General features: G+C 59.2%; 17 protein-coding genes, 1 tRNA gene and 1 CRISPR repeat array. Of the genes, 13 read left to right on the plus strand and 5 right to left on the minus strand.

The genetic code is table 11. The annotated features are described in order from the left end of the window. Window position 1: 1 nt before the first annotated feature. The 5 genes from AArcS_RS14205 to AArcS_RS14225 all read left to right on the plus strand — a co-directional run bounded on the left by AArcS_RS14205 (window position 2) and on the right by AArcS_RS14225 (window position 5,753). The gene (locus AArcS_RS14205) at window positions 2–2,944 is read left to right on the plus strand and encodes a DNA-directed RNA polymerase subunit A' (RefSeq protein ID WP_238478076.1); all 2,943 of its coding nucleotides are present in this window, start codon (window positions 2–4) and stop codon (window positions 2,942–2,944) included. After that, window positions 2,937–4,133, plus strand: a complete 1,197-nt coding sequence (gene rpoA2 / locus AArcS_RS14210) for a DNA-directed RNA polymerase subunit A'' (protein ID WP_375139618.1) — start codon at window positions 2,937–2,939, stop codon at window positions 4,131–4,133. Before AArcS_RS14205 ends, rpoA2 begins: the two co-directional genes overlap by 8 nt. Next, complete coding sequence (locus tag AArcS_RS14215) at window positions 4,133–4,552, plus strand: NusA-like transcription termination signal-binding factor (RefSeq protein ID WP_238478077.1); 420 nt, start codon at window positions 4,133–4,135, stop codon at window positions 4,550–4,552. The genes rpoA2 and AArcS_RS14215 overlap by 1 nt, the downstream gene beginning before the upstream one ends. A 155-nt stretch (window positions 4,553–4,707) precedes the next feature. Further along, a complete protein-coding gene (locus tag AArcS_RS14220; RefSeq protein WP_238478078.1) occupies window positions 4,708–5,136 on the plus strand; it encodes a 30S ribosomal protein S12 in 429 nt (142 codons plus the stop codon). 2 nt (window positions 5,137–5,138) lie between these two features. Then, complete coding sequence (locus tag AArcS_RS14225) at window positions 5,139–5,753, plus strand: 30S ribosomal protein S7 (protein WP_238478079.1); 615 nt, start codon at window positions 5,139–5,141, stop codon at window positions 5,751–5,753. A 45-nt stretch (window positions 5,754–5,798) separates the two neighbouring features. Here the strand turns inward: AArcS_RS14225 and AArcS_RS14230 are convergent, their stop codons facing one another. Beyond that, the gene (locus AArcS_RS14230; RefSeq protein WP_238478080.1) at window positions 5,799–6,584 is read right to left on the minus strand and encodes a DUF5781 family protein; all 786 of its coding nucleotides are present in this window, start codon (window positions 6,582–6,584) and stop codon (window positions 5,799–5,801) included. Between the two features lie 126 nt (window positions 6,585–6,710). On the opposite strand from AArcS_RS14230, the gene crtID reads away from it, so the two are divergent. From crtID to cruF, 3 genes are read left to right on the plus strand one after another with little or no spacing between them, the layout of a single operon-like run. Beyond that, on the plus strand, window positions 6,711–8,273 hold the full coding sequence (crtID, locus tag AArcS_RS14235; RefSeq protein WP_238478081.1) for a bifunctional phytoene desaturase/3,4-desaturase: 1,563 nt from the start codon (window positions 6,711–6,713) through the stop codon (window positions 8,271–8,273). A 22-nt stretch (window positions 8,274–8,295) separates the two neighbouring features. Next, complete coding sequence (locus AArcS_RS14240; RefSeq protein ID WP_375139619.1) at window positions 8,296–9,186, plus strand: prenyltransferase; 891 nt, start codon at window positions 8,296–8,298, stop codon at window positions 9,184–9,186. 50 nt (window positions 9,187–9,236) lie between these two features. After that, window positions 9,237–10,079: a bisanhydrobacterioruberin hydratase gene (cruF, locus tag AArcS_RS14245; RefSeq protein WP_238478082.1), complete on the plus strand. Its 843-nt coding sequence runs from the start codon at window positions 9,237–9,239 to the stop codon at window positions 10,077–10,079. Here the strand turns inward: cruF and AArcS_RS14250 are convergent, their stop codons facing one another. Then, on the minus strand, window positions 10,080–11,033 hold the full coding sequence (locus AArcS_RS14250) for a phytoene/squalene synthase family protein (RefSeq protein WP_238478083.1): 954 nt from the start codon (window positions 11,031–11,033) through the stop codon (window positions 10,080–10,082). Between the two features lie 155 nt (window positions 11,034–11,188). Between AArcS_RS14250 and AArcS_RS14255 the strand changes: the two genes are divergently transcribed. Together AArcS_RS14255 and mptA are read left to right on the plus strand one after the other, a co-directional pair. Beyond that, a complete protein-coding gene (locus AArcS_RS14255) occupies window positions 11,189–12,013 on the plus strand; it encodes an NAD(+)/NADH kinase (protein ID WP_238478084.1) in 825 nt (274 codons plus the stop codon). A gap of 90 nt (window positions 12,014–12,103) precedes the next feature. Beyond that, complete coding sequence (gene mptA, locus AArcS_RS14260; protein ID WP_238478085.1) at window positions 12,104–13,030, plus strand: GTP cyclohydrolase MptA; 927 nt, start codon at window positions 12,104–12,106, stop codon at window positions 13,028–13,030. 8 nt (window positions 13,031–13,038) lie between these two features. On the opposite strand, the gene AArcS_RS14265 is transcribed toward mptA, so the two are convergent. Next, entirely contained in the window at window positions 13,039–13,842 is an 804-nt protein-coding gene (locus AArcS_RS14265; RefSeq protein ID WP_238478086.1) for a TrmB family transcriptional regulator, read from the minus strand. Between the two features lie 81 nt (window positions 13,843–13,923). After that, complete coding sequence (locus AArcS_RS14270; RefSeq protein ID WP_238478087.1) at window positions 13,924–15,567, minus strand: thioredoxin domain-containing protein; 1,644 nt, start codon at window positions 15,565–15,567, stop codon at window positions 13,924–13,926. An 88-nt stretch (window positions 15,568–15,655) separates the two neighbouring features. On the opposite strand from AArcS_RS14270, the gene AArcS_RS14275 reads away from it, so the two are divergent. From AArcS_RS14275 to AArcS_RS14285, 3 genes are all read left to right on the plus strand, one after another. Next, window positions 15,656–16,273 (plus strand): FxsA family protein, encoded by a 618-nt coding sequence (locus tag AArcS_RS14275; RefSeq protein WP_238478088.1) that lies wholly within the window; start codon window positions 15,656–15,658, stop codon window positions 16,271–16,273. Window positions 16,274–16,363: 90 nt separating this feature from the next. Continuing rightward, window positions 16,364–16,437 (plus strand) — tRNA-Ile (locus AArcS_RS14280). A 509-nt stretch (window positions 16,438–16,946) separates the two neighbouring features. Then, a complete protein-coding gene (locus AArcS_RS14285) occupies window positions 16,947–18,335 on the plus strand; it encodes a tyrosine-type recombinase/integrase (RefSeq protein ID WP_238478089.1) in 1,389 nt (462 codons plus the stop codon). 129 nt (window positions 18,336–18,464) lie between these two features. Further along, window positions 18,465–21,569: a CRISPR direct-repeat array (repeat unit 37 nt; unit sequence GTTTCAATTCCGTCGTGGATTTTCTGCCTGTCTCGAC). Between the two features lie 117 nt (window positions 21,570–21,686). Here the strand turns inward: AArcS_RS14285 and csa3 are convergent. Continuing rightward, window positions 21,687–22,340: a CRISPR-associated CARF protein Csa3 gene (gene csa3 / locus AArcS_RS14290; RefSeq protein ID WP_238478090.1), complete on the minus strand. Its 654-nt coding sequence runs from the start codon at window positions 22,338–22,340 to the stop codon at window positions 21,687–21,689. Between the last annotated feature and the right edge of the window lie 84 nt (window positions 22,341–22,424).

The raw sequence follows: 22,424 nt of genomic DNA on the forward strand, positions 1-22,424 counted from the left end.
CATGAACATGGAAACACCGAAAGAGCTCGGCGGCATCGAGTTCGGGCTCATGGACCCGGAGACGTACCGCGATATGTCCGTCACGAAAGTGATTACAGCGGACACCTACGACGACGACGGCTTCCCCATCGACATGGGGCTGATGGATCCACGTCTCGGCGTGATCGATCCCGGTCTGGAGTGTCCAAGCTGTGGCCAGCACTCGGGTTCGTGTCCGGGTCACTTCGGCCACATCGAACTCGCTGCTCCCGTCATCCACGTCGGCTTCACGAAGCTCATCCGACGACTGCTCCGTGGCACCTGCCGCGAATGCTCGAAGCTCTTGCTGACCGAGGAGGAAAAAGAGGAGTTTCACGATGAGCTGAAAACTACGAAGGAGCTGAGCAACGACGTCAACGACGTCACGAAAGCCGGAATTCGGCAGGCTCGAAAAAAGGATGTCTGTCCCCACTGTGGCGAACAGCAGTACGACATCAACCACGAGAAACCGACCACGTACTACGAGGTCCAGCAGGTCCTCACCAGCGACTATGCACAGCTGATCTCGGCCGCGATGCAGGGTGACGAGGAGGCCGATCGAGATCCGATGCCGCCTCAGGAGCTCTCGACCGAGACCGGCATCGACCTCTCGCGGATCAACGAAATCCTCAGCGGCGAGTTCCGCCCGCGCGAGGACGACCGCAAGGCGATCGAGAAGGCCCTCGACATCGACCTGACCGAGGAGGACATGAACAAACTGATGCCCAGCGATATCCGGGACTGGTTCGAGGCCATCCCGGACGAGGACATCGAGGTGCTGGGGATCAACTCCGAGCGTTCGCGCCCGGAATGGATGATTCTCACCGTCCTGCCGGTACCACCGGTGACCGCACGCCCCTCGATCACGCTGGACAACGGCCAGCGCAGTGAGGACGACCTGACACACAAGCTGGTCGACATCATCCGCATCAACCAGCGGTTCATGGAGAATCGTGAGGCAGGAGCGCCACAGCTGATCATCGAGGACCTCTGGGAGCTGCTGCAGTACCACGTCACGACGTTTATGGACAACGAGATCAGCGGCACCCCGCCGGCACGCCACCGCTCCGGCCGGCCGCTGAAGACGCTCTCCCAGCGTCTCAAGGGCAAGGAGGGTCGCTTCCGCGGCTCGCTCTCCGGAAAGCGCGTGAACTTCTCGGCCCGAACCGTCATCTCGCCGGACCCCACACTGAGCCTCAACGAGGTGGGTGTCCCCGAACACGTCGCCAACGAGATGACCCAGACGATGAACGTCACCGAGCGAAACGTCGGGCAAGCACGTCAGTACGTCTCGAACGGCCCCGAAGGCCATCCCGGTGCGAACTACGTCAAACGACCCGATGGGCGCCGACTCAAAGTAACCGAAAAGAACTGCGAGGAGCTCGCCGAAAAGGTCATGCCCGGCTGGGAAGTCAACCGGCACCTGATCGACGGCGACATCATCATCTTCAACCGGCAGCCGTCGCTCCACCGGATGTCGATCATGGCCCACGAGGTCGTCGTGATGCCGTACAAGACGTTCCGACTCAACACGGTTGTCTGTCCGCCGTACAACGCTGACTTCGACGGCGACGAGATGAACATGCACGCCCTCCAGAACGAGGAAGCACGAGCCGAGGCTCGTGTCCTCATGCGCGTCCAGGAGCAGATCCTCTCGCCGCGCTTCGGTGAGAACATCATCGGCGCAATTCAGGACCACATCTCCGGGACGTATCTGCTTACCAACGAGAACCCACAGTTCAACGAGACGCAGGCGCTCGACCTGCTGCGTGCGACCCACGTCGACGAACTGCCGGAGGAAGCGGGCACCGAGGACGGTGAGCCGTACTGGACCGGCCGTCAGCTGTTCTCGGAGCTGCTCCCCGACGACCTGAACCTCGAGTTCACGTCCTCGGCGGGCGACGACGTCGTGATCGAGAACGGCCAGCTACTCGAGGGAACGATCGACGAAGACGGCGTCGGGGCCTTCGGCGGCGAGATCGTCGACACCGTTACCAAGGTGCATGGGACGACACGAGCCCGACAGCTGATCAACGAGATCGCCGCGCTCGCGATGCGCTCGATCATGCACTTTGGTTTCTCGATCGCCATCGACGACGAAACCGTCTCACTGGAAGCCCGGGAGCGAATCAGCGAGACGATCGACGACGCCTACGACCGCGTCGAGGAGCTGATCGCAACCTACGAGGCGGGAGAGCTCGAATCCCTGCCCGGTCGGACGGTCCACGAGACGCTCGAAATGAAGATCATGCAGACGCTGGGCAAGGCACGTGACAACGCCGGCGATATCGCCGAAGAGCACTTCGACGACGACAACCCGGCGGTCGTCATGGCCGAGTCCGGCGCGCGAGGGTCGATGCTGAACCTGACCCAGATGGCCGGCTGTGTCGGCCAGCAGGCAGTCCGGGGCGAGCGGATCAACCGCGGCTACGAGGACCGCACCCTCAGCCACTATAAGCCGAACGACCTCTCGGCGGACGCACACGGCTTCGTCGAGCACTCCTACACGGAGGGGCTGAACCCGCGAGAGTTCTTCTTCCACGCGATGGGTGGTCGCGAGGGGCTGGTCGACACCGCAGTCCGGACCTCCAAGTCCGGCTACCTCCAGCGTCGCCTGATCAACGCCCTGTCCGAACTCGAAACCCAGTACGACGGTACGGTCCGGGACACCTCGGATACGATCGTTCAGTTCGAGTTCGGCGAAGACGGCACCAGTCCGGTGCAGGTCTCCTCCCACGAGGACCACGAGATCGACGTCGAGTCAATCGCCGATCGCATCGTCGAAGCGGAGTTCGAAGACGAAGCCGAGAAACAGCAGTTCATGGGTCGCGAGGAGCCGCCGACGAACCTCTCTGAACACGCCGACGCCCGGCGGGTCCAGTCACCGCCACCGGAACCGGCAGCCACGGAGGTGGACGATGACTGAGATACTCGAGTTCGATGTCAGCAACGACGAGGAAGCGATGGTGGAGGATACGGACCTCCCCCGCCGCCTCAAAAACAAGGTCTACGAGACGCTCGAAGCTCGGGACGTGACGCTCGAACAGGCCGACGACATCATCACGGCCGTCGAGAACCGATATCTCGACACCCGTATCGATCCCCTCGATCCCGTCGGGACCGTCAGCGCCCAGTCCATCGGGGAACCCGGTACCCAGATGACCATGAACACTTTTCATTACGCCGGAGTCGCCGAGATCGACGTGACCCAGGGGCTGCCGCGACTGATCGAGCTCGTCGACGCCCGGAAGGAACCGGACACGCCGACGATGACGGTCCACCTGGAAGACGAGTACGCCGACGACCGCGAGAAGGCCCACGAGGTCGTCTGGAAGCTCGAAGCGACGAAGATCCTCGCGCTCGGCGACGTCTCGACGAACGTCGCGGACATGCGCGTGCGGATCGACCTCAACGAGGACACCCTCGAAGAGCGGATGATCGATCCCGAGGGAGTCGCCGACACGATCGAGGCGAACCTCGGCGTCGAGACGGTACAGAACGGACCGGTCATCCAGTTCGGCCCCGAAGAGCCGAGCTACCGTGATCTGCTCCAGCTCGTCGAGGAGCTGCGAGAGATCACCTTCAAAGGGATCGACGAGATCTCTCGTGTGGTGATCCGCAAAGAAGAGACCGAAGAGGGCGAGGAGTTCGTCCTCTACACCGAGGGGTCGGCTTTTGGTGAAGCACTCGCTATCGAGGGCGTCGATTCGTCCAGGGTAACGACGAACAACATCCACGAGGTCTACCGGAATCTCGGCGTCGAGGCCGCCCGCGAGGCCATCATCAACGAGACGATGGACACGCTCGAAGAGCAGGGTCTCGACGACGTGAACGTCCGGCACCTCATGCTGGTCGCCGACATTATGACCAACCCCGGAACCATCGAATCGATCGGTCGACACGGCATCTCGGGGAACAAGGACAGCGTGCTCGCCCGTGCGGCGTTCGAGGTGACGGTGAATCACCTGCTCGACGCCGCGATCCATGGCGAGGTCGACGAGCTCGACGGCGTCACCGAGAACGTCATCGTCGGGAAGCCGATCAAACTCGGGACGGGAGACGTCGACCTCCGGATGGGATCGCTGGGCCCGGACGCATCGACGAGTTCGGACTGATGACGGTCACCCTGTCGGACGCCGCACGCCAGTATCTGGTCGCGTTCGAGGATGCGACCGGCGCGGAAGCCAGAGACTGCGTCGTTGAGGACGAGCGCGTACTGGTCCTCGTGGCGACCGGCGACATGGCACAGGCGATCGGCCCCGGCGGGGAAACGGTCCAGAAGGCGGAAGACAGGATCGGAAAGGACGTCAAGCTCGTCGAGGACGCCCCGACAGCAGAGGAGTTCGTTGCGAACGCACTCGCCCCCGCGGCGGTGTACAACGTGACGATCAGCGAGAACGAGGGACTGGTCGCCTACGCCGAGGTTGCCGACGAGGACACCGGCGTCGCCATCGGCGAGGGCGGCGCGAACATCGAGGCGGCCCGGCTGCTGGCGGAGCGACATTTCGATATCGAGGACATTCAGCTGACGTGACTGCGGATCGGACTACGTTTTACGCCCGCCGCGAACCGCTACGACGACGAAACGACCTCAGATTCCTTTATTCACCCCTGTCGACGCCCCTCACGCCGTAACTCCGGCTTCGAAAGGGGATGCTTAAGTGGCTCCGTCAGGTAGTCGGTGGTACTATGGCAAACGGCAAGTACGCCGCGCGGAAGATCAAGAAGGACCGCCAGAGTGCGCGGTGGTCCGACTCGGAGTACGCGCGACGCGAACGCGGTCTCGGCGAGAAGTCCGACCCGCTGGAGGGTGCACCACAGGGTCGAGGTATCGTACTGGAGAAAGTGGGCATCGAGGCGAAACAGCCCAACTCCGCGATCCGGAAATGTGTTCGGGTCCAGCTGATCAAGAACGGTAAGCAGGTCACTGCGTTCTGTCCCGGTGACGGCGCAATCTCCTTCATCGACGAACACGACGAAGTCACCATCGCCGGGATCGGCGGTGCGAAAGGTCGTGCAATGGGTGACCTCTCCGGTGTCAACTACAAGGTCGAGAAGGTCAACGGCGTCTCGATGATCGAACTCGTTCGCGGTAACGCGGAGAAACCGGTGCGATAATCATGGCGGCAGAAGACCAGCCCGAACCCGACAAGCCCGCGGGTACCGACGACGACAGCGCAGTCGCCAAACTGTTCGGCGAGTGGGAAGTCACGGGGATCAGCTACTCCGACCCCTCCACCGAGCGTTACATCACGGTGACGCCGGTCGCCCACACCATGGGCCGCCACGCAGGCAAGCAGTTCCAGAAATCCGAGGTCTCGATCGTCGAGCGACTGATCAACCGACTGATGCAGACCGACGAGAACACCGGCAAGAAACAGCAGGCGCTCAACATCACGCGTGACGCCTTCGAGATCGTTCACGAGCGCACCGAGGAGAACCCGATCCAGGTGCTCGTACAGGCGATCGAGAACGCCGCACCGCGCGAGGAGACGGTCCGCCTGAAGTACGGTGGCATCTCCGTCCCCAAGGCCGTCGACGTCGCGCCCCAGCGCCGTGTCGATCAGTCCCTGAAGTTCATCGCGGAGGGCGTCTACGGCTCCTCGTTCAAGACGGCGACTGACGTCGAGGAAGCGCTGGCAAGCCAGCTAATCGGTGCCGCCAACAATGACGTCAACACGTACGCAGTCAGCCAGAAAGAGGAGAAAGAACGCGTCGCCGCTGCCGCACGGTAACTCTACTCTCGATTCTTCGTTTTTCGCGTTTGCTACTGGCAAGACTCAGTCCGCGGCCTGCTCCGTTCCCGTCGCGTACGCCCGCGTCGCGTCCACGAGGTGTTTCCGGTAGTCGCTCGGGTCCGGATCGGCCTGTAACTGCTTGAATCGGCGTTTGAACCCGTGAAGGTCGATCCCTGGCGCATCCCTCGTGGCGGCATCCGCGAGGTCGTAGAGCCGGTGATCGGGAGCCACGAGGTCGTGTCGTTCCAGTAGTGCAAGCGCGAAGGAGGCGTTGACGACTGTCATCTCGGGATCCGAGGCAGCAGTGAGTCGTCGAGCCGGTTCGTGCTGTCCGTCGAACTCCAAGTCCCGGGCTGGCGGGACTGTTGCGGGCTGATCGGCCAGCGCAGCGGCGAGTTTCGACTCGAAGAAGGCGACGAGTTTGTCCGTGGGCCCGACCGAGAGGGTGATGTCGTCGGCGTAGATGTCCTTCATGTGGTTGGCGATCTGGTAGCAGTGAGTGAGCGTGCGTCGCTCGACCGTCTTTCCGGCGAGGGCGAGAAACAGAATCTCCTCGGTCGACTGGACGTGCGAGGCGTGGCCTTCCTCGTGGCGAAGCATGTGCGAGAGTTCGTGTAGCGCGAGTTCGCGGCCCATCGTGCTCGTCGCCGCCTGTGCGGAGATGTTCAGGACGTGGTGGTCGTCGTGGTGGCCGGTCCAGGTCCGTTCGTCCGGGCTCTCCCGGACGTACACGTCCACCGGCAGGTCGAGGTCGTGTTCGGTCTCGAACAGGTCCTGTGCCCCGAGAAACGGTGCCGCCGGGGCCCCGCCCTGTACGTTCAACTCCATGTCTACTTCTAGCATGGAACGGAGAGATATGAGGCTGTTGGCGGCCGTGAGATACTTCGAGTCACAGTAACCGACCGGGATGACCGACTGCGTGTCATTTAGGTTCGCTCGGACCGACTGACAACTATGCAATCGCTATCGGGGCAATCGGTCGCCATCGTCGGCAGCGGCTTTGGTGGCCTCTCGGCTGCCTGTTATCTCGCCGATGCCGGGGCTGACGTCACTGTCTTCGAGAAGAACGAGCAAGTCGGTGGACGTGCAAGTCGACTTGACCAGGGGGGGTTCCGATTCGACATGGGCCCGTCGTGGTATCTGATGCCCGACGCCTTCGAGCGCTTTTTCGGCCATTTCGATCGTGATCCCGGGGAGTTCTACGAGCTAGAACGACTCGATCCACACTACCGGATCTTCTTCAAAGACGACGGCGAGGGATCGTTGCCGGGCGCGACGCCTGCCGCGGACGTCCCCACGCGTCACGAGCGCGAGACCGGCGAAGTCATCGACCTCGTGCCGGATCTCGAAACGAACAAACAACTGTTCGAGTCGTACGAACCCGGGGCTGGCGAGGCGCTGGAACGGTATCTCGACCAGTCCCGTGAGAACTACCGGATCGGGATGGACGATTTCGTCTACACCGACCGGAGCAGCCTGCGGGACTGGATAGACCTCGACGTCCTGCGCAACGCCCGCGGGCTCTCGCTAATCGGCTCGATGCAGGATCACGTCGAGAACTACTTCGAGCATCCGAAGCTCCAGCAGGTCGTCCAGTACACGCTTGTCTTTCTCGGCGGGTCGCCGACGAACACGCCCGCGCTGTACAACCTGATGAGCCACGTCGATTTTAACCTCGGCGTCTGGTACCCGGAGGGGGGTATCGGCGGCGTCGTCGATGGGATAGTCGAGCTCGGCGACGACCTCGGTGTCGAGTACCGGACCGGCGAGGCGGTAACGGAGATAAAGGGCCGTGCCGGTGGGTTCCGGGTCGAAACCGAGTCCGACGGCCACGAGGTCGATTACGTCCTCAGCGACGCCGATATGCCCTACACCGAACAGGAGCTATTAGCGCCGGAGAAACGCCAGTACACCGAGGAGTACTGGGAATCGAAGACCTACGCCCCTTCGGCCTTCCTCATGTATCTCGGCGTTGAGGGAGAGGTGCCCGAACTCGAGCATCACACCCTCGTATTGCCCACCGAATGGGACGAACACTTCGACCAGATCTTCGAGGAGCCAGCGTGGCCTGACGACCCAGCCTACTACCTCTGTGTGCCCTCGAAGACCGACGACACCGTCGCACCGGAGGGCCACAGCAACCTCTTTGCGCTGGTCCCCGTCGCACCGGGTCTGGACGACGACGAGGAGACCCGGCAGTGGTACCGGGATCTGGTCCTCGACGACATCGCAGCAAATACCGGAACGGAGCTCAGAGACCGGATCGTCGTCGAGGAGATTTTCTCGGTCTCGGACTTCGCCGGACGGTACAACAGCTACGACGGAACTGCGCTAGGGATGGCCCACACACTCACACAGACCGCACTGTTCCGTCCGAACCACCGGTCCAGCGAGGTCGATGGGCTCTATTTCGCCGGGTCGTACACCAACCCCGGCATCGGCGTCCCGATGTGTCTGATCAGCGGTGAACACGCGGCGACAAAGCTCATCGAGGATTACGGCGACGCGACTAAGTGATACGAAACCGGTAGCTTCGGACGTGATTCCGACCACGACGACCGGCGATGCGGCGGCCCAGGAGACCCGCGGTGAGCGTCTGCGCTACCTTGTCGTGCTCTCTCGTCCCCGGTTCTGGCTGTATCTCGCCGGGCCCGTCGCGGTCGGGGCGGTCTACGGTGCGTCCACACTCTCCGATCTCGCTGCACCGGTCCTCCTCGTGCTCTTTGCGTACTTTCTGATTCCGGCGAACGTCTTCCTGTATGGAATCAACGACGTCTACGATGCCGAAATCGACGCCGAGAACCCGAAAAAGGACGACGGGGGGCGAGAAGCCCGATGGGGAGGGCAACGCTTCGTGATCTACGCCGTTGCGATCTGTGGTGCGCTGGCGATACCAGTGGCACTGCTATTACCGACGGCAGCATGGCTCTGGATTGCGCTGTTCGTCCTGCTCGGCGCGGAGTACTCCGCCCCGCCGGCCCGGTTCAAGACGACACCGCTACTGGACTCGCTTTCGAACGGTCTCTACGTCGTCCCCGCGATGGCCGCCTACACCACCGTCGCGGGTACACAACCCCCAACTATCGCCGTCGCTGGGGCGTGGTGCTGGGCGATGGCGATGCATACGTTCTCGGCGATTCCGGACATCGAGCCGGATCGGCGCGCTGGTATCCGAACGACTGCAACCCTGCTGGGCGAGCGGGCGACCTACGCGTACTGTACGCTCGTCTGGTCACTGGCCGCAGTCGCCTTTGGCCTGCTCGACCCGCGTCTCGGGGCCGTCTTCGCCGTCTACCCCGTGCTCGTCGCCGGGATCGGCCTGTCGTCGGTGTCGGTCGACCGGGCGTACTGGTGGTATCCGGCGATCAACACCATCGTCGGCGCGGTGCTGACGATGGGCAAACTCTGGGAGATCGCCCCGCCAGTCTGAACGACGACAAAGCGGTTCGTTGATGTGTCGGGCAACCGGAGAACCGAGTAATGAACCGACGTGCTGTCGAGGACCGGCTAGATACGCTGATTCGGAACAACCGTGTGACGATCGCGATCACGTTCCCGCTTGTCGGGACGGTCCTGCTGATCGGGGCTGCAGAAGGTGTGATCCCGCACTGGCTCGCGTTCAACCCGGTCCTGTTACTCGGAGCAGTGCTTGTGATGCGGCTCCCGCTGATCGGTGGTCTCGCACCACTGGTGAACCGGCGGGTGGCTGCCGGACTGGGAGTGCTTGTCCTTTTTAGCTGGGGAATCGAACTCGTCGGCGTCTATACTGGGTTTCCGTATGGGGAGTTCGAGTATCTAATCGATCTCGGGCCGATGCTGTTCGATGCCGTCCCAGTCGCGCTGCCTGTCTTTTATTTCCCTATCCTGCTCAACAGCTATCTGCTCTGTGCGCTGGTGCTCGGCGATCGCATGCAGTCGCTGCCGATCCGGTTCCTTTCGGTCCTCGCGGTCGTCATTACGATGGACCTCGTTCTCGATCCGGGAGCGGTCGCGCTCGGCTTCTGGGGCTGGGAGGCAGGAGGAGTGTACTACGACGTACCAGTCCAGAACTACATCGGCTGGGTGATTTCGGGGACCATCGCCGTGGCCATCCTGACGCTTACGTTCGACCACGACGCGCTAGACCGTCGTCTGGACGAGTGCGAGTACGTCCTCGACGATCTGATCAGCTTTGGCCTGCTCTGGGGGCTCGTCAACCTCTACTTCGGTAATCCGATCCCCGTCGTGCTCGCCGTAGCGCTGCTCGTAACGCTGTTCCGTGCGGAGTGGTTCGACTTCGCAGGACTGACAACGACGCCATCACATCTACCGCTGCAGAAGTGATTACTGGGCCGGCGTGGTATCCGGCCGATCCGGATCGTGATGCGGGGTATCCGTCTCGGTGATCGTACTGACTCTCTGGAAGACGGCTTCCGGATCACGGTTCCACTGCCAGTGCCAGCGGGTTCTGGCGGCGAGCCATAGCTTTCGAGGCATACTCAGATCGGGTTCGTGCGAGATCGTATCGAATTCGAGTTTGCGAATGAGCCGATGGTGGTCCGCGTACAGCACCGCCGACAGCAGTACAGGGAACTGACAGTCCTCGGGGAGGTATTTGATTCCGGCAACCCCTTCGTGATAGAGCTCCTCCGTCCGGGCCATCTCCGCCTGAATCGCCCGCCCAATCTCGGGTGTGAACTCGAGATTCTCGACATCCTCGATGGACGCACCATACTTTTCGAGCGTCTCGATCGGGAGGTAAATACGATCCCTGTCGATCACGTCCTCGCGTACGTCCCGCAGGAAATTGGTGAGCTGAAACGCTTCACCGAGCGCAATAGCGTGAGGGAGCGCAACCTCGGGCTGGTCGAGATCCATAATCTCGGTCATCATCACGCCGACTGCGGCGGCAGAGCCGCGCATATACGCTTCGAGTTCCCCGTAGGTCTCATAGCGGCTCTTGTGGATGTCCGTCTTCATCGCGTCGATGAAGTCGTTAATTTCGCTTTCGGAGATGTCGTATTCGGTAGCGATATCGCGAAATGCTTCGAGCACTGGCCCGTCCGGGTCCTCCTCGCCGAGCGCCTGTCGGCGATACGATTCCAGTTGCGCCGCCTGTTCGTCTGGCGGCGTATCGCCAGCATCGTCGACGACTTCGTCGGCTACCCGGAAGAACGCGTACAGGACGTATGTCGGGTGGCGCGCTCGCTCGGGGAGGAACCGAGTCGCGACGTGAAATGTCCGGCCGGTTCGTCGCTGGATAGCCTTCGTCCGTTCGATCTGTTTGCTATCGACCATATTACGTACTTAACTGAGCGGCTACTGCGTGGGCATCATAGAGTCGGGCTACCATACTAGATTCGTGTACGCCGCTAGGGAGCGACGGCGTATAATAATTTGTGTAGGCAACTCGCAACGAGGGGCTTTTTATTACGCATACGCTACCTCGCTGCATGCACGTTGGGATCGTCGCACAACGAGGTAACGAGCGAGCTGTTGGCCTCGCACGAACCCTCGTTGAGACGCTCACGAGCGAGGATCTCAGGACCTCAGTCGATACGGCAACCGGTGACGCACTTGACCGATCTGGTGTGGATGTCACCGAGATGGTGACGTGTGATCTGGTCGTCTCGATTGGCGGAGACGGGACGTTTCTATACGCCGCTCGCGGGGCTGGTGCGACGCCGGTTATCGGCGTCAACCTCGGTGAGGTCGGGTTTCTGAACGCGGTTGCACCCGTCGACGCGATCGATGCGGTCACTACCGAAGTCGAACGACTCCGTGACTCCGGTCAGGTTCAGGCCCGCGATCTACCGCGTCTGCAGGCCACAAACGATGAGTGGTCGCTCGAACCGGCGATCAACGAGATCGTCTTTCAGGGACCACAGCGTGGTCACGGCATGGGCGCGGACTTCGAGGTCCGTATCGACGGAGAGGTGTACACGACTGGCCACGCCGACGGTGTGCTCGTTTCCACGCCGACCGGTACCACCGCGTACAACCTCAGCGAGGGCGGCCCTCTCGTCCATCCGGGGCTCAACGCCTTCGTCGTTACCGAGATGTGTCCGACAGACTCGATGCCGCCGCTAGTTGTCGATGCCGACAGCACGGTGTCAGTGACCGTCTCGAACGCTGACGAAGCCTTCGTCGTCAGCGACGGCCGGACCAGACAGCGCCTCGATCCACCGGCCAGCGTCTCCGTTGCGACGGCCGATGTTCCGGTCCGACTCGCTGGGGGGAGCGCCGACTACTTTCAGGCGTTGAAGAAACTGGAGTGATACGGTCTTCGACCATGCCGTGTCCGAATTCGTAGCGTAGAAGTGCTCCTTTCGAAAGGCCTAATCACGCTCCCCCCTGAGCACCGCTCAATGAGCAAGCAACTGCCGGATGTCCAGGCGACACGCCCGGACGTTACCGTCGGCCTGAGTCAGGTCGGCGTCACGGACGTCGAAAAACTCGTCAAGGTCGCCCGCCCCGACAAACGACCGATCGTGCTGATGGCAGAGTTCGAGGTCTTTGTTGACCTGCCATCCTGGCGAAAAGGCGCGGACATGAGTCGGAACATGGAGGTCATCGACGAGACGCTCGAAGCTGCAACCCGTGAGGAGGTGTACCGCGTCGAGGATGTCTGTGGCGACGCGGCGGAACGACTGATCGAGAAACACGAATACACGAGCGAGGTCACCGTCTCGATGGAAGCCGAACTCGTCCAGCGCGAGCGGACACCCGCCTCGGACAGAGAGACCCAGAGCACAGTAGATATTATCGCCAGCGCGACGGCAACCGAGGAGGGAACCCGCGAAATGATCGGCGTCGACGTGACGGGAATGACAGTCTGTCCCTGCTCGCAGGGGATGTCGGAGTCCCGCGCTCGAGACAAACTCGAAGCGCTCGACGTCGACGCCGACGCTGTCGAGGAGTTCCTCGAGGACGTGCCACAGCCGGGACACTCCCAGCGCGGCCACGCCAAGGTTACGATCGAGAGCTCCGGCGCACCCGAAGTAGATCTCCGGGACCTGATCGAGGTCGCCCGCGATTCGATGAGCGGCCGGATCTACAACATGGCCAAACGGCCCGACGAGGACCACATGACCTACGAGTCCCACGCCGACGCCAAGTTCGTCGAGGACTGTGTGCGGGCGATGGCCGAGGGCGTCGTCGAGGAGTTCCCCGACCTCGCCGACGACGCGGTCGTTTCGATGCGCCAGTCCAACGACGAGTCGATCCACCAGCACAACGCCCACGCTGAGCGGCACGTCGAGATGGGGCAGCTGCGCTCGGAAGTGCAGGAGTAAGGCAGCGTCTAAAAAGAAAGCGGCTCGGCGTCCTGCCACTTCGGCAGGAACTCGTCGTGGATGTTGGTCGCGAACTCGGGGTCTTTCAGGTCGATCATACCGAAGGTGTCGTTGACAGCGAGCGGGTGTGGCACCTGAATGCAGACCTCGACGTCGTCGATCACGTTGAACGTCCCCGTCACGTCGTCGCTGACCCGGACCTCGTAGTCAGGATGCGGTGAGAGCGTCTCGCGGTGGCGCTGGCCGACGCTCGCGGGCAACGAATCGACCAGCCCGGGCGTCATCAGGACGTTGATCTCGACGCCCCGGTCGATCGCGGCTTCGAGCTGTTTGGAAACGAGATCGCCGATATCTCCCTGGTCGAACAGCGACGTCTGGTCGGAGGCGACGACGACGATTCGTTCGTCGGCTGCCGACAGGCGTTCGACGAGCAGGTCGGCAGTCTCTTCCGCGCCGACCGCGGCGGTCCAGAACTGTTCTTCGACCGGTTCGGCGGCGTGCAGTTCGGTCGACAGGTCGTCGACGATCTCCTCGTACTGGTCGGCTTTCTCCTCGAGTTCGCGCTTCTTGTCGTCCAGCAGACGATCGAGCGCGGTCGACGGTTCGACCGCGACGTACTTTTTCGGTCGACTGGCGGTCTGAGTCCGGACGAGATTGTACTGCTCGATACTGTTGAGCACGTCGTAAATCCGACCCATTGGTACGTCGCTCACCCGAGACAACTCCTTTGCGGTTGTGGGCCCCGTGTTCAGTAGCGACCGGTATGCACGAGCTTCGTACTCCGATAGGCCGAGATCCCTGAGGCTAGGCATACTGGTCAAGAAACGCTCGAATAGTATAAACGCACCGACCGTTTGAAACCTTGTCGGGCAACGGGGAACCAACCTGCTGGTCTACGCTATTGAGAGCGTCCGAACGCTCCGTTCGAGCTCGTCGGGTGTCGCTGCGGGATCGGTCGATCGGTCGCCGCGTCGCGCGACAGCTGTACCGTCCTCCACTCCGGTTGCGTCCGGCACCACGACCTTCTCGTGATCGCCGACGCGAAGTGCGGCGCGGTGCAGGTCGGAACCGGCGGCATCACCGACATGGATCGTCAGCGTCTCGTTCAGGAGCCGAGTAGTAACAGCGCCAAACCCGGTTACTTGCGGGCCGAACCGGTCGTAGGCACCGGCGAACGTCTCGACCGTTTCCCGTGCGACATCACGATATCGTTCGGTGCCAGTGATAGCATAGAGATCGAGCAACGCGTCGGCCATTTCGACGTTGCCGTCGAGTGGACGGAGCGGCTTATCGAGCAAACCGAGTCCCGTAGCGGGACCGTCACGGAACGAGGACTCATCGAACAGTTCCTCGATGGCCGCGTCGGCGACGGTGCGGGCGGTCTCAATCGTATCAGCTCCGAGCACTTCACGGGCCGTTATGAGCGCTGCAAGCGTATGTGCGTGGTCTGCCAGCAGGAGCCGTTCGCCACGCTCGTCGCCCTCGAGATAGTGTAACACCGTTCCGTCGTCGATCAGTTCCCGCTGAAGGTGATCGAGTGCTCGCTCTGCATATCGACGTGCTCGGTTTTCGTCCGTGTAGGCGTAATAAGTCAGGAGCGCGTCGACGGCCAGCGCGTTCCGGTCGGCGAAGACTGTCGTATCGACCGGTGGGGCCTCGGCCTGCTCGCGCTCGGTGGGCTCCAGCGTGTAGTAGCCCGCACCCTCGCCTGCGGACTGGCTGCCAGCAAAGGCCGACCCGGTCCACAGGGTCGTCGTCAGGTAGTCGATGGTTCGCTCTGCCGGTTCGCGGTACTCCTCCGTGCCGGTGTAGAGATAGGCGTTTGCGAACGCCCGCACCAGCGCGGCGTTCGTGTCCAGCAGCTTCTCGTAGTGGGGATCCGCCCAGTTGCCCTCGGCGGCGTATCTGAAGAAGCCGCCCGCGTACTCGTCGAACAGGTTCGCGCTGATCGCGCTGAGGGTCCGCTCGGCCTGCTCGCGCTCGCGTTTGAGCGCGAACTCGATGGTCCGGGGCATCGGGAACTTCGCATTCGTTCCCCATCCGCCCGCCCGCTCGTCGTAGGTCTCGTGGAGTGCACCGAGAAAGTGCCGTTCGATCTCCTCGCGTATCTGGCCCGCAGGTGGACTATCACCGCTGACCGCCCGGGGGACACGGCCCGCTGAACTGCCCTTTCCATCCCACATCTTTCGGACGCTCGTGATCACCTGACGCATCCCCTCGGGCCCGAGATAGCCCGACCCGGTCAGCAGTTCTCCCTCGGGCGTCAGAAAGACAGTCGACGGAAACCCACCCATGTTGTACCGCTCGCGAACCCGTGGATGGCGATCGACATCAACCCGCACCGGAACGAAGCCGTCGTTGATGTTCGCGGCGATGCGGGGATCGCCATAGGTCTCCTCGTCCATCTCGTGACACCACGAACACCACGTTGCTGACAGCGACAGCAGGATCGGTTTGCCCGCGCGATCAGCAATCTTGAACGGCTCCGGACCCCACTCGTACCACTCGACGCCAGTCCGGGCTGCGTGTTCGTCCATGTGGCTCGCTACGCCGCCGCGGGGGTAAGGGCTTCGGGACCGGCCCGGAGTGTTAAGCGTTTTCACCGCGGAGCCGCTATCGATGTGTATGTTCAAGCGGATCCTGGCCCTGTTGATGCTCATCCCGCTGCTGGACTCGGTGTTGCTGGTCGCACTGGGCGTCTTCTGGGTCAGCTGGATCGGCGGACTCGAGATCGTCCTGCTGGTCGTCCTGACGGCGTTGATCGGCACCCTCGCGGTACACGCCGAAGGTAAGCGAACGATCCGGAAGCTTCAGGGCTCGCTTCGGGCTGGCGAAGTCCCGACCAACCAGCTGATCGACGGCGGCTTCCTGATCGCCGCCGGAGCCTTCCTGCTCACGCCGGGACTCGTAACCGATCTTATCGGCTTCCTGCTCGTGATTCCGCCCACGCGGATCGCCATCAGAGCCGTCGTCAAAAAGTTCGTCATCGTCCCGTACATCGACAAACAGACCGGCGGCTTCGCCACCGGAAACGTCTACACATTCGGGTTTCCCGGCGACACGGGCGAAGGGCCAGGCCCGGCACGGGGTGGTGATCCGTTCGACATCAGCGGAGGATCAGGGAGCGCTGACGATTCCTTCGATGCGAGTCGACGGTCCGACGGGGGCGACGACGTATACGACCTCGGCGACGACTCCTACGACGTCGAGTTCGACGAATCCGGAGAGTCGTCGGATCGCTAGCGATATCGCAGGAGGGAGTCACCCCCTGACAGGGCCCCCGGAGAAGGAAACGCTTAAACACACAAGCCAACTACCCGATAATGCGTTCGCGGGCCAATAGCTCAATCAGGTTGAGCGCTCGGCTGATAACCGGGAGGTTCGCGGTTCAAATCCGCGTTGGCCCATTCACCTTCTGAACGGTTCTTAGATGACCGATATCGGCTGTTTTAGCGTTTCTCCGACCCAATTCCGATATTTCTTGGTCTCTTATGCCTGGGATTGGGCGTGTGAGTTGATTCAGGTTCTGAACGCGGGTCCCTTCCGTCTGCGATTCCGCTTAGTTGAAGCGTGCGACAGTATATAAGTCCTGTGCCAATTGCTCACGAGCAACAAGCAGTATTCGATGCGATACTCGGACAATAGAAGAAGTTCGGAGCGTGACTTCTGTTTACTTACATCGGTGTCGATAGATTGGTTTGGTTGTCGACGCGCGCCGGAAGCGAAGTTCTTATGATTATTATGAAATCGACAGATGGGATTTTGAGGACTCAGGATTTATTTCCCCGACTCGAAATAGAAACCCATATTTTCGGAGTATCTTCATGAAATCGGACTTATTTTTACGAAATGAGTCTGATAAGGGTGCTGTGTGACAAGGTTTTAAAAGTAGCTGGCTCATTAAATTCTGTGACTCATGAAAGATGGTAGTGAATCAAGACCAGATTTCCCTGAAAAATTAGCGGAGCGAATTGAAGAGCTCCCAGATCATCTGAACAATCAAGAAACTATTGTCGGGGATGGAGAGTTTGAGCTCACCAGTGAGCATCCAGTTAGTGTGGTGGAGTACTTCATCTCTATCCATGTCGATGAGTGGCGTGAAGATACATTCAAAGACTACTCATACGATCTAACACGCTTCCTGGAGTACTGTGAATATGCCGACATCGACGATCTCTCTGATCTGTCATCACGTGACTTTGAGGGCTTCAAAAAGTGGCGGAAGAAAGATGGAAATATCGTTTTAGCAACGCTACACGGCCAGTTAGCGAATGTCAGAGTGTTCACGCGGTGGTGTGAGACAGTCGAGATTGTTGAACAGGGGCTCGCTGACGAAATGGACATGCCGGATCTCGACAGATCAGATATCGTTTCGTATGTGCGGCTTGATACGGAGACAGCAGAGCAAATTATCGAGTATCACAGGCAGTTTGATTACGTCACCCGTGGATTCGCCGAATTCGCACTGATGTGGGAAAGTCTCAATCGCTTGGGAGACGTTCGCGCGCTGGATCTCAAACACTACAATCGTGAGGAAGGGTACATCGTACTCGAAGCCAATGAAGAAGAGGGAACTCCGTTAAAAAATGGTGAGAGCGAAGTCGAAGGCGAAGGTGGGGAGCGAGAGATTTCGCTTTCGGACTGGGTCTGCGAGGTCCTGAATACATACATTGACGGTACTGGTGATCCAGCGCATCCGAAACGTATTGATGCGGAAGACGAACATGGGCGCAAACCCTTGTTTACCACGCGATACGGCCGAGCATCGGTATCAACAGTCCGCCGAGACCTGTACAGGATTACGCAGCCTTGCCAGTATGGTGTCGAATGTCCTCACGATAGAAATCCAAACGAATGCGACGCTCGCCAAAATAATAACCGTCTGAGCAGGTGTCCGTCAAACGTATCTCCACATCCAGTCCGACGAGGGGGAATCTGTCACCAACTCAAAGAGGGCGTCGCAAAAGACGTGATCTGTGGTAAGGCCGATGTCTCTCGAAAGGTGCTAAATAAACATTACGACCTCAGAACAAAAGAGGAAGCGAGGGAGCAGCGGCGCAAAGAACTCAAAAAGCACCTTGAAGGATACGAGAACTCACCAACCTATAATCAAGAAACTTGGTTGACACAAGAATTGCCAGCGGTCGCTGATGGAATCAGATTTACAACCGACTATCTTGAGTCACTCGGCGAGACACCTGATCGGACGAGGCTGGCGAAGGGGCTTGGGGGATACCTCCTGTTCGTCACAATGATAGCGATCAATTTCGAACTGCTAGGTATCGGATTCGATATGGTCATCTAAAAACTCATTTTAGCAGAGTTAGATAGTGTATGCGTAGTTTTGTCGCGGCGATGAAGTGATAGTATATTTCCTCAAATATTTCTGCCTGTCTCGACGATCGCCCGGCTCTTCCTGGTCGCCGGGATCAGGATTTCAATTCCGTCGTGGATTTTCTGCCTGTCTCGACGATCGCCCGGCTCTTCTTGGTCGCCGGGATCAAGATTTCAATTCCGTCGTGGATTTTCTGCCTGTCTCGACGGTCCCTGCGGGGTCCGAAAGGCTCCAGTCGTTATTGTTTCAATCCCGTCGTGGATTTTCTGCCTGTCTCGACAGAGCCGGTAAACGCCGCCGCGCGGTCCCTCGACGTAGTTTCAATTCCGTCGTGGATTTTCTGCCTGTCTCGACAGAGCCGGTAAACGCCGCCGCGCGGTCCCTCGACGTAGTTTCAATTCCGTCGTGGATTTTCTGCCTGTCTCGACCAGAGCGAACTGATCTCGAACGGCTACGCGATCAAGTTTCAATTCCGTCGTGGATTTTCTGCCTGTCTCGACATGATGTCTTAGTTCCCTCCATTGGCGGGTGTCTCGCGTTTCAATTCCGTCGTGGATTTTCTGCCTGTCTCGACCCAGCGCTTTCGAGATGGGAAGGAGATCGCGAAAGCGTTTCAATTCCGTCGTGGATTTTCTGCCTGTCTCGACGACCGCAGGTCCGGCCTTTGCGTTCCTCGAACCGGGTTTCAATTCCGTCGTGGATTTTCTGCCTGTCTCGACGTTCTCGAAGTGCGAGCCGACGACCTCTTTCTCGTCGATGTTTCAATTCCGTCGTGGATTTTCTGCCTGTCTCGACTCGGGTGTGGCTTCCTTGCACGTCGGGCAAAGAACGTTTCAATTCCGTCGTGGATTTTCTGCCTGTCTCGACAATTCGTTCGGTCAGGCTGATACGTCGAGCAGATCGGTTTCAATTCCGTCGGGGATTTTCTGCCTGTCTCGACTCGCCCTCCTGCTCTTCGATATCGACGACTTCGGCGAAGTTTCAATTCCGTCGTGGATTTTCTGCCTGTCTCGACACCAAAATCAGGGGGGGTCTAGCAGCGACGATCTCGCGGTTTCAATTCTGTCGTGGATTTTCTGCCTGTCTCGACCCTCCTGTTTGTTGTTGCGATCGCTGTTGCCAAGGATGTTTCAATTCCGTCGTGGATTTTCTGCCTGTCTCGACCGATCGCCATTCCGTGCTCCTCGATCAGGCACCGGGTTTCAATTCCGTCGTGGATTTTCTGCCTGTCTCGACCCTGAGATCCCGCGCCCGGATCGAACGCGAGTCCCGGTTTCAATTCCGTCGTGGATTTTCTGCCTGTCTCGACGCGGGGCGCTTGCTGGCGTTCCCGACGACATTCTGTTTCAATTCCGTCGTGGATTTTCTGCCTGTCTCGACACCTTGGGCCGAAACGAATTACCGAAGCGTTCCCCAGCGTTTCAATTCCGTCGTGGATTTTCTGCCTGTCTCGACTTCTGTACGAGTGATTCTGACCCGTTGTTCTGTTGTTTCAATTCCGTCGTGGATTTTCTGCCTGTCTCGACCCTGATAGGAAGGTCCCACCACTTACAGAGTCGATGCGTTTCAATTCCGTCGTGGATTTTCTGCCTGTCTCGACTGGACGACTCTGGGGAGTTCAGGAGGATCTAAGAATGGGTTTCAATTCCGTCGTGGATTTTCTGCCTGTCTCGACGGCCATGATCGGCAACGACTCCACAGCGTCGCTCAGTTTCAATTCCGTCGTGGATTTTCTGCCTGTCTCGACGTCAGGTTCTGGTGGGTGGGTTGGTTCAGTCATGCAATGTTTCAATTCCGTCGTGGATTTTCTGCCTGTCTCGACGATCGCTGACGACAGCGAACCAAGAGAACCGAGCAGTTTCAATTCCGTCGTGGATTTTCTGCCTGTCTCGACGAGGCGGAACAGTCCGTCGGAATTGCAGAACCAGAGTTTCAATTCCGTCGTGGATTTTCTGCCTGTCTCGACGGCATGACGGCGATCTTCGAGAGCAGCACAGGGAGTGTTTCAATTCCGTCGTGGATTTTCTGCCTGTCTCGACGCATTATCCTGGTCCGATCCTATGTCGATTACAAACGGTTTCAATTCCGTCGTGGATTTTCTGCCTGTCTCGACCGATCCACTGGCGGAAGAACCGGCGAATATCGGCGTTTCAATTCCGTCGTGGATTTTCTGCCTGTCTCGACGCCACGTCGTCTTGTTCGTCAAGGAACGGCTCAATGTTTCAATTCCGTCGTGGATTTTCTGCCTGTCTCGACATCGGGATCGCTGCGTGGCGGATCCGTGCGGTCGAGGTTTCAATTCCGTCGTGGATTTTCTGCCTGTCTCGACGAAGCCAGCGCGCGCGCTCGACTATCAGATGACATGTTTCAATTCCGTCGTGGATTTTCTGCCTGTCTCGACTTCCCGGTGTCTAAGCGTCCGGTTTGTAAGGAGTCGTTTCAATTCCGTCGTGGATTTTCTGCCTGTCTCGACGGTTTGGTTCGTGCTGGGACTCATGTTAGCTGGTACTGTTTCAATTCCGTCGTGGATTTTCTGCCTGTCTCGACCGGGTGTTCTGGTGGTTGTTGACAGTAGCATTGTCAGTTTCAATTCCGTCGTGGATTTTCTGCCTGTCTCGACAGTTGACCTTTATGTTATTCGGGTCGGCCTCCGCGTGTTTCAATTCCGTCGTGGATTTTCTGCCTGTCTCGACCTCATCATGCCGGCGATCGTCGTTCACGAGCTGGCGCACGTTTCAATTCCGTCGTGGATTTTCTGCCTGTCTCGACGCGGCAACGCCTAGCCGCGGGGGGTGGCTTGCGCGTTTCAATTCCGTCGTGGATTTTCTGCCTGTCTCGACTGTAATCGAGCGATTCGCGGGGGCGACCAGTGACAGGTTTCAATTCCGTCGTGGATTTTCTGCCTGTCTCGACAAACGGTGCGGAGATCAGGTGGCAACAACAGTAGACGTTTCAATTCCGTCGTGGATTTTCTGCCTGTCTCGACCAACCTTCTCATCGAACGAACCCGAGTAAACGTAATGTTTCAATTCCGTCGTGGATTTTCTGCCTGTCTCGACAGACGATTATCGAGTTTGGACAGGGGTATCCAAGCGTTTCAATTCCGTCGTGGATTTTCTGCCTGTCTCGACCGTCCTCGAACGTGATCTCGTAGTTCCACCAATCGTGTTTCAATTCCGTCGTGGATTTTCTGCCTGTCTCGACTGGGGGTGAAATTACGGCTATAGCTGGTATAAACATTTCTCATAGCTTTATTTGGCTACTGCTTTTCGTCAACCCCTGCTGTACGCGTTATTTATAATGGTCGACGTAAGTTCGCTCTTAGAAAGACCTAGTTCGCGCCAGACATAGCCGCCCAGCAAGCGTAATCGAGACGTGCTTGGTTCGGTTTACAGTTTGTGATGTTACAAATCCATCGTCTTCAAGATCATTTACGTGTCGTGTGATCGTGCTTTTGGCCGATTCACGGTGTGTGGTGAGTTCGGGGATCGAAACTTTGCCCTCAGCATCCTTGATCGCTGTAAGCGTCTTTCGTTGTCCATCCGAAGGCGTAGCAGTAATGTTCGGTAGGTGCCACTCACGAATTTGGCCGTCGATATCGCTGTAGCCGAGTGTTGATTCGACTGTTTCGTAATGGGCCATTGTCGCCACCGTCAACGGTAAGAGTACATCGCGTGCTCCCCCACTAAGACTTACAACCACCTCGCCTTCGGCCGTACGAATTGTCTCACTACATCGCATCACTGCAGTATCGAACTCGTCGTGTGGGATGCGCGTGACGCTGACTGTAATCGTCGATGCAATTTCCTGCAATAGCTGTTCGACATCTGCAACTGCTTCGGTCCCACGGTTATTATCTGTCTCTTCTGCTGGCCGAATCAGTACTACCGAGTCGCCACCGTCAATACCATGGTTTATTAATGCACGTGTTACGCTCGTCGTATTAAATCCGATCGGCGAAATATATGTTTGCATTATCGGCGGCTACACGCTTCCCATCCATAAGATTGCACGATCCTGCAATTGACCATTAATTGTTTCTAAAACGATAGGTCGCTG

The sequence above is a fragment of the Natranaeroarchaeum sulfidigenes genome, assembly GCF_017094485.1.
GTDB lineage: Archaea > Halobacteriota > Halobacteria > Halobacteriales > Natronoarchaeaceae > Natranaeroarchaeum > Natranaeroarchaeum sulfidigenes.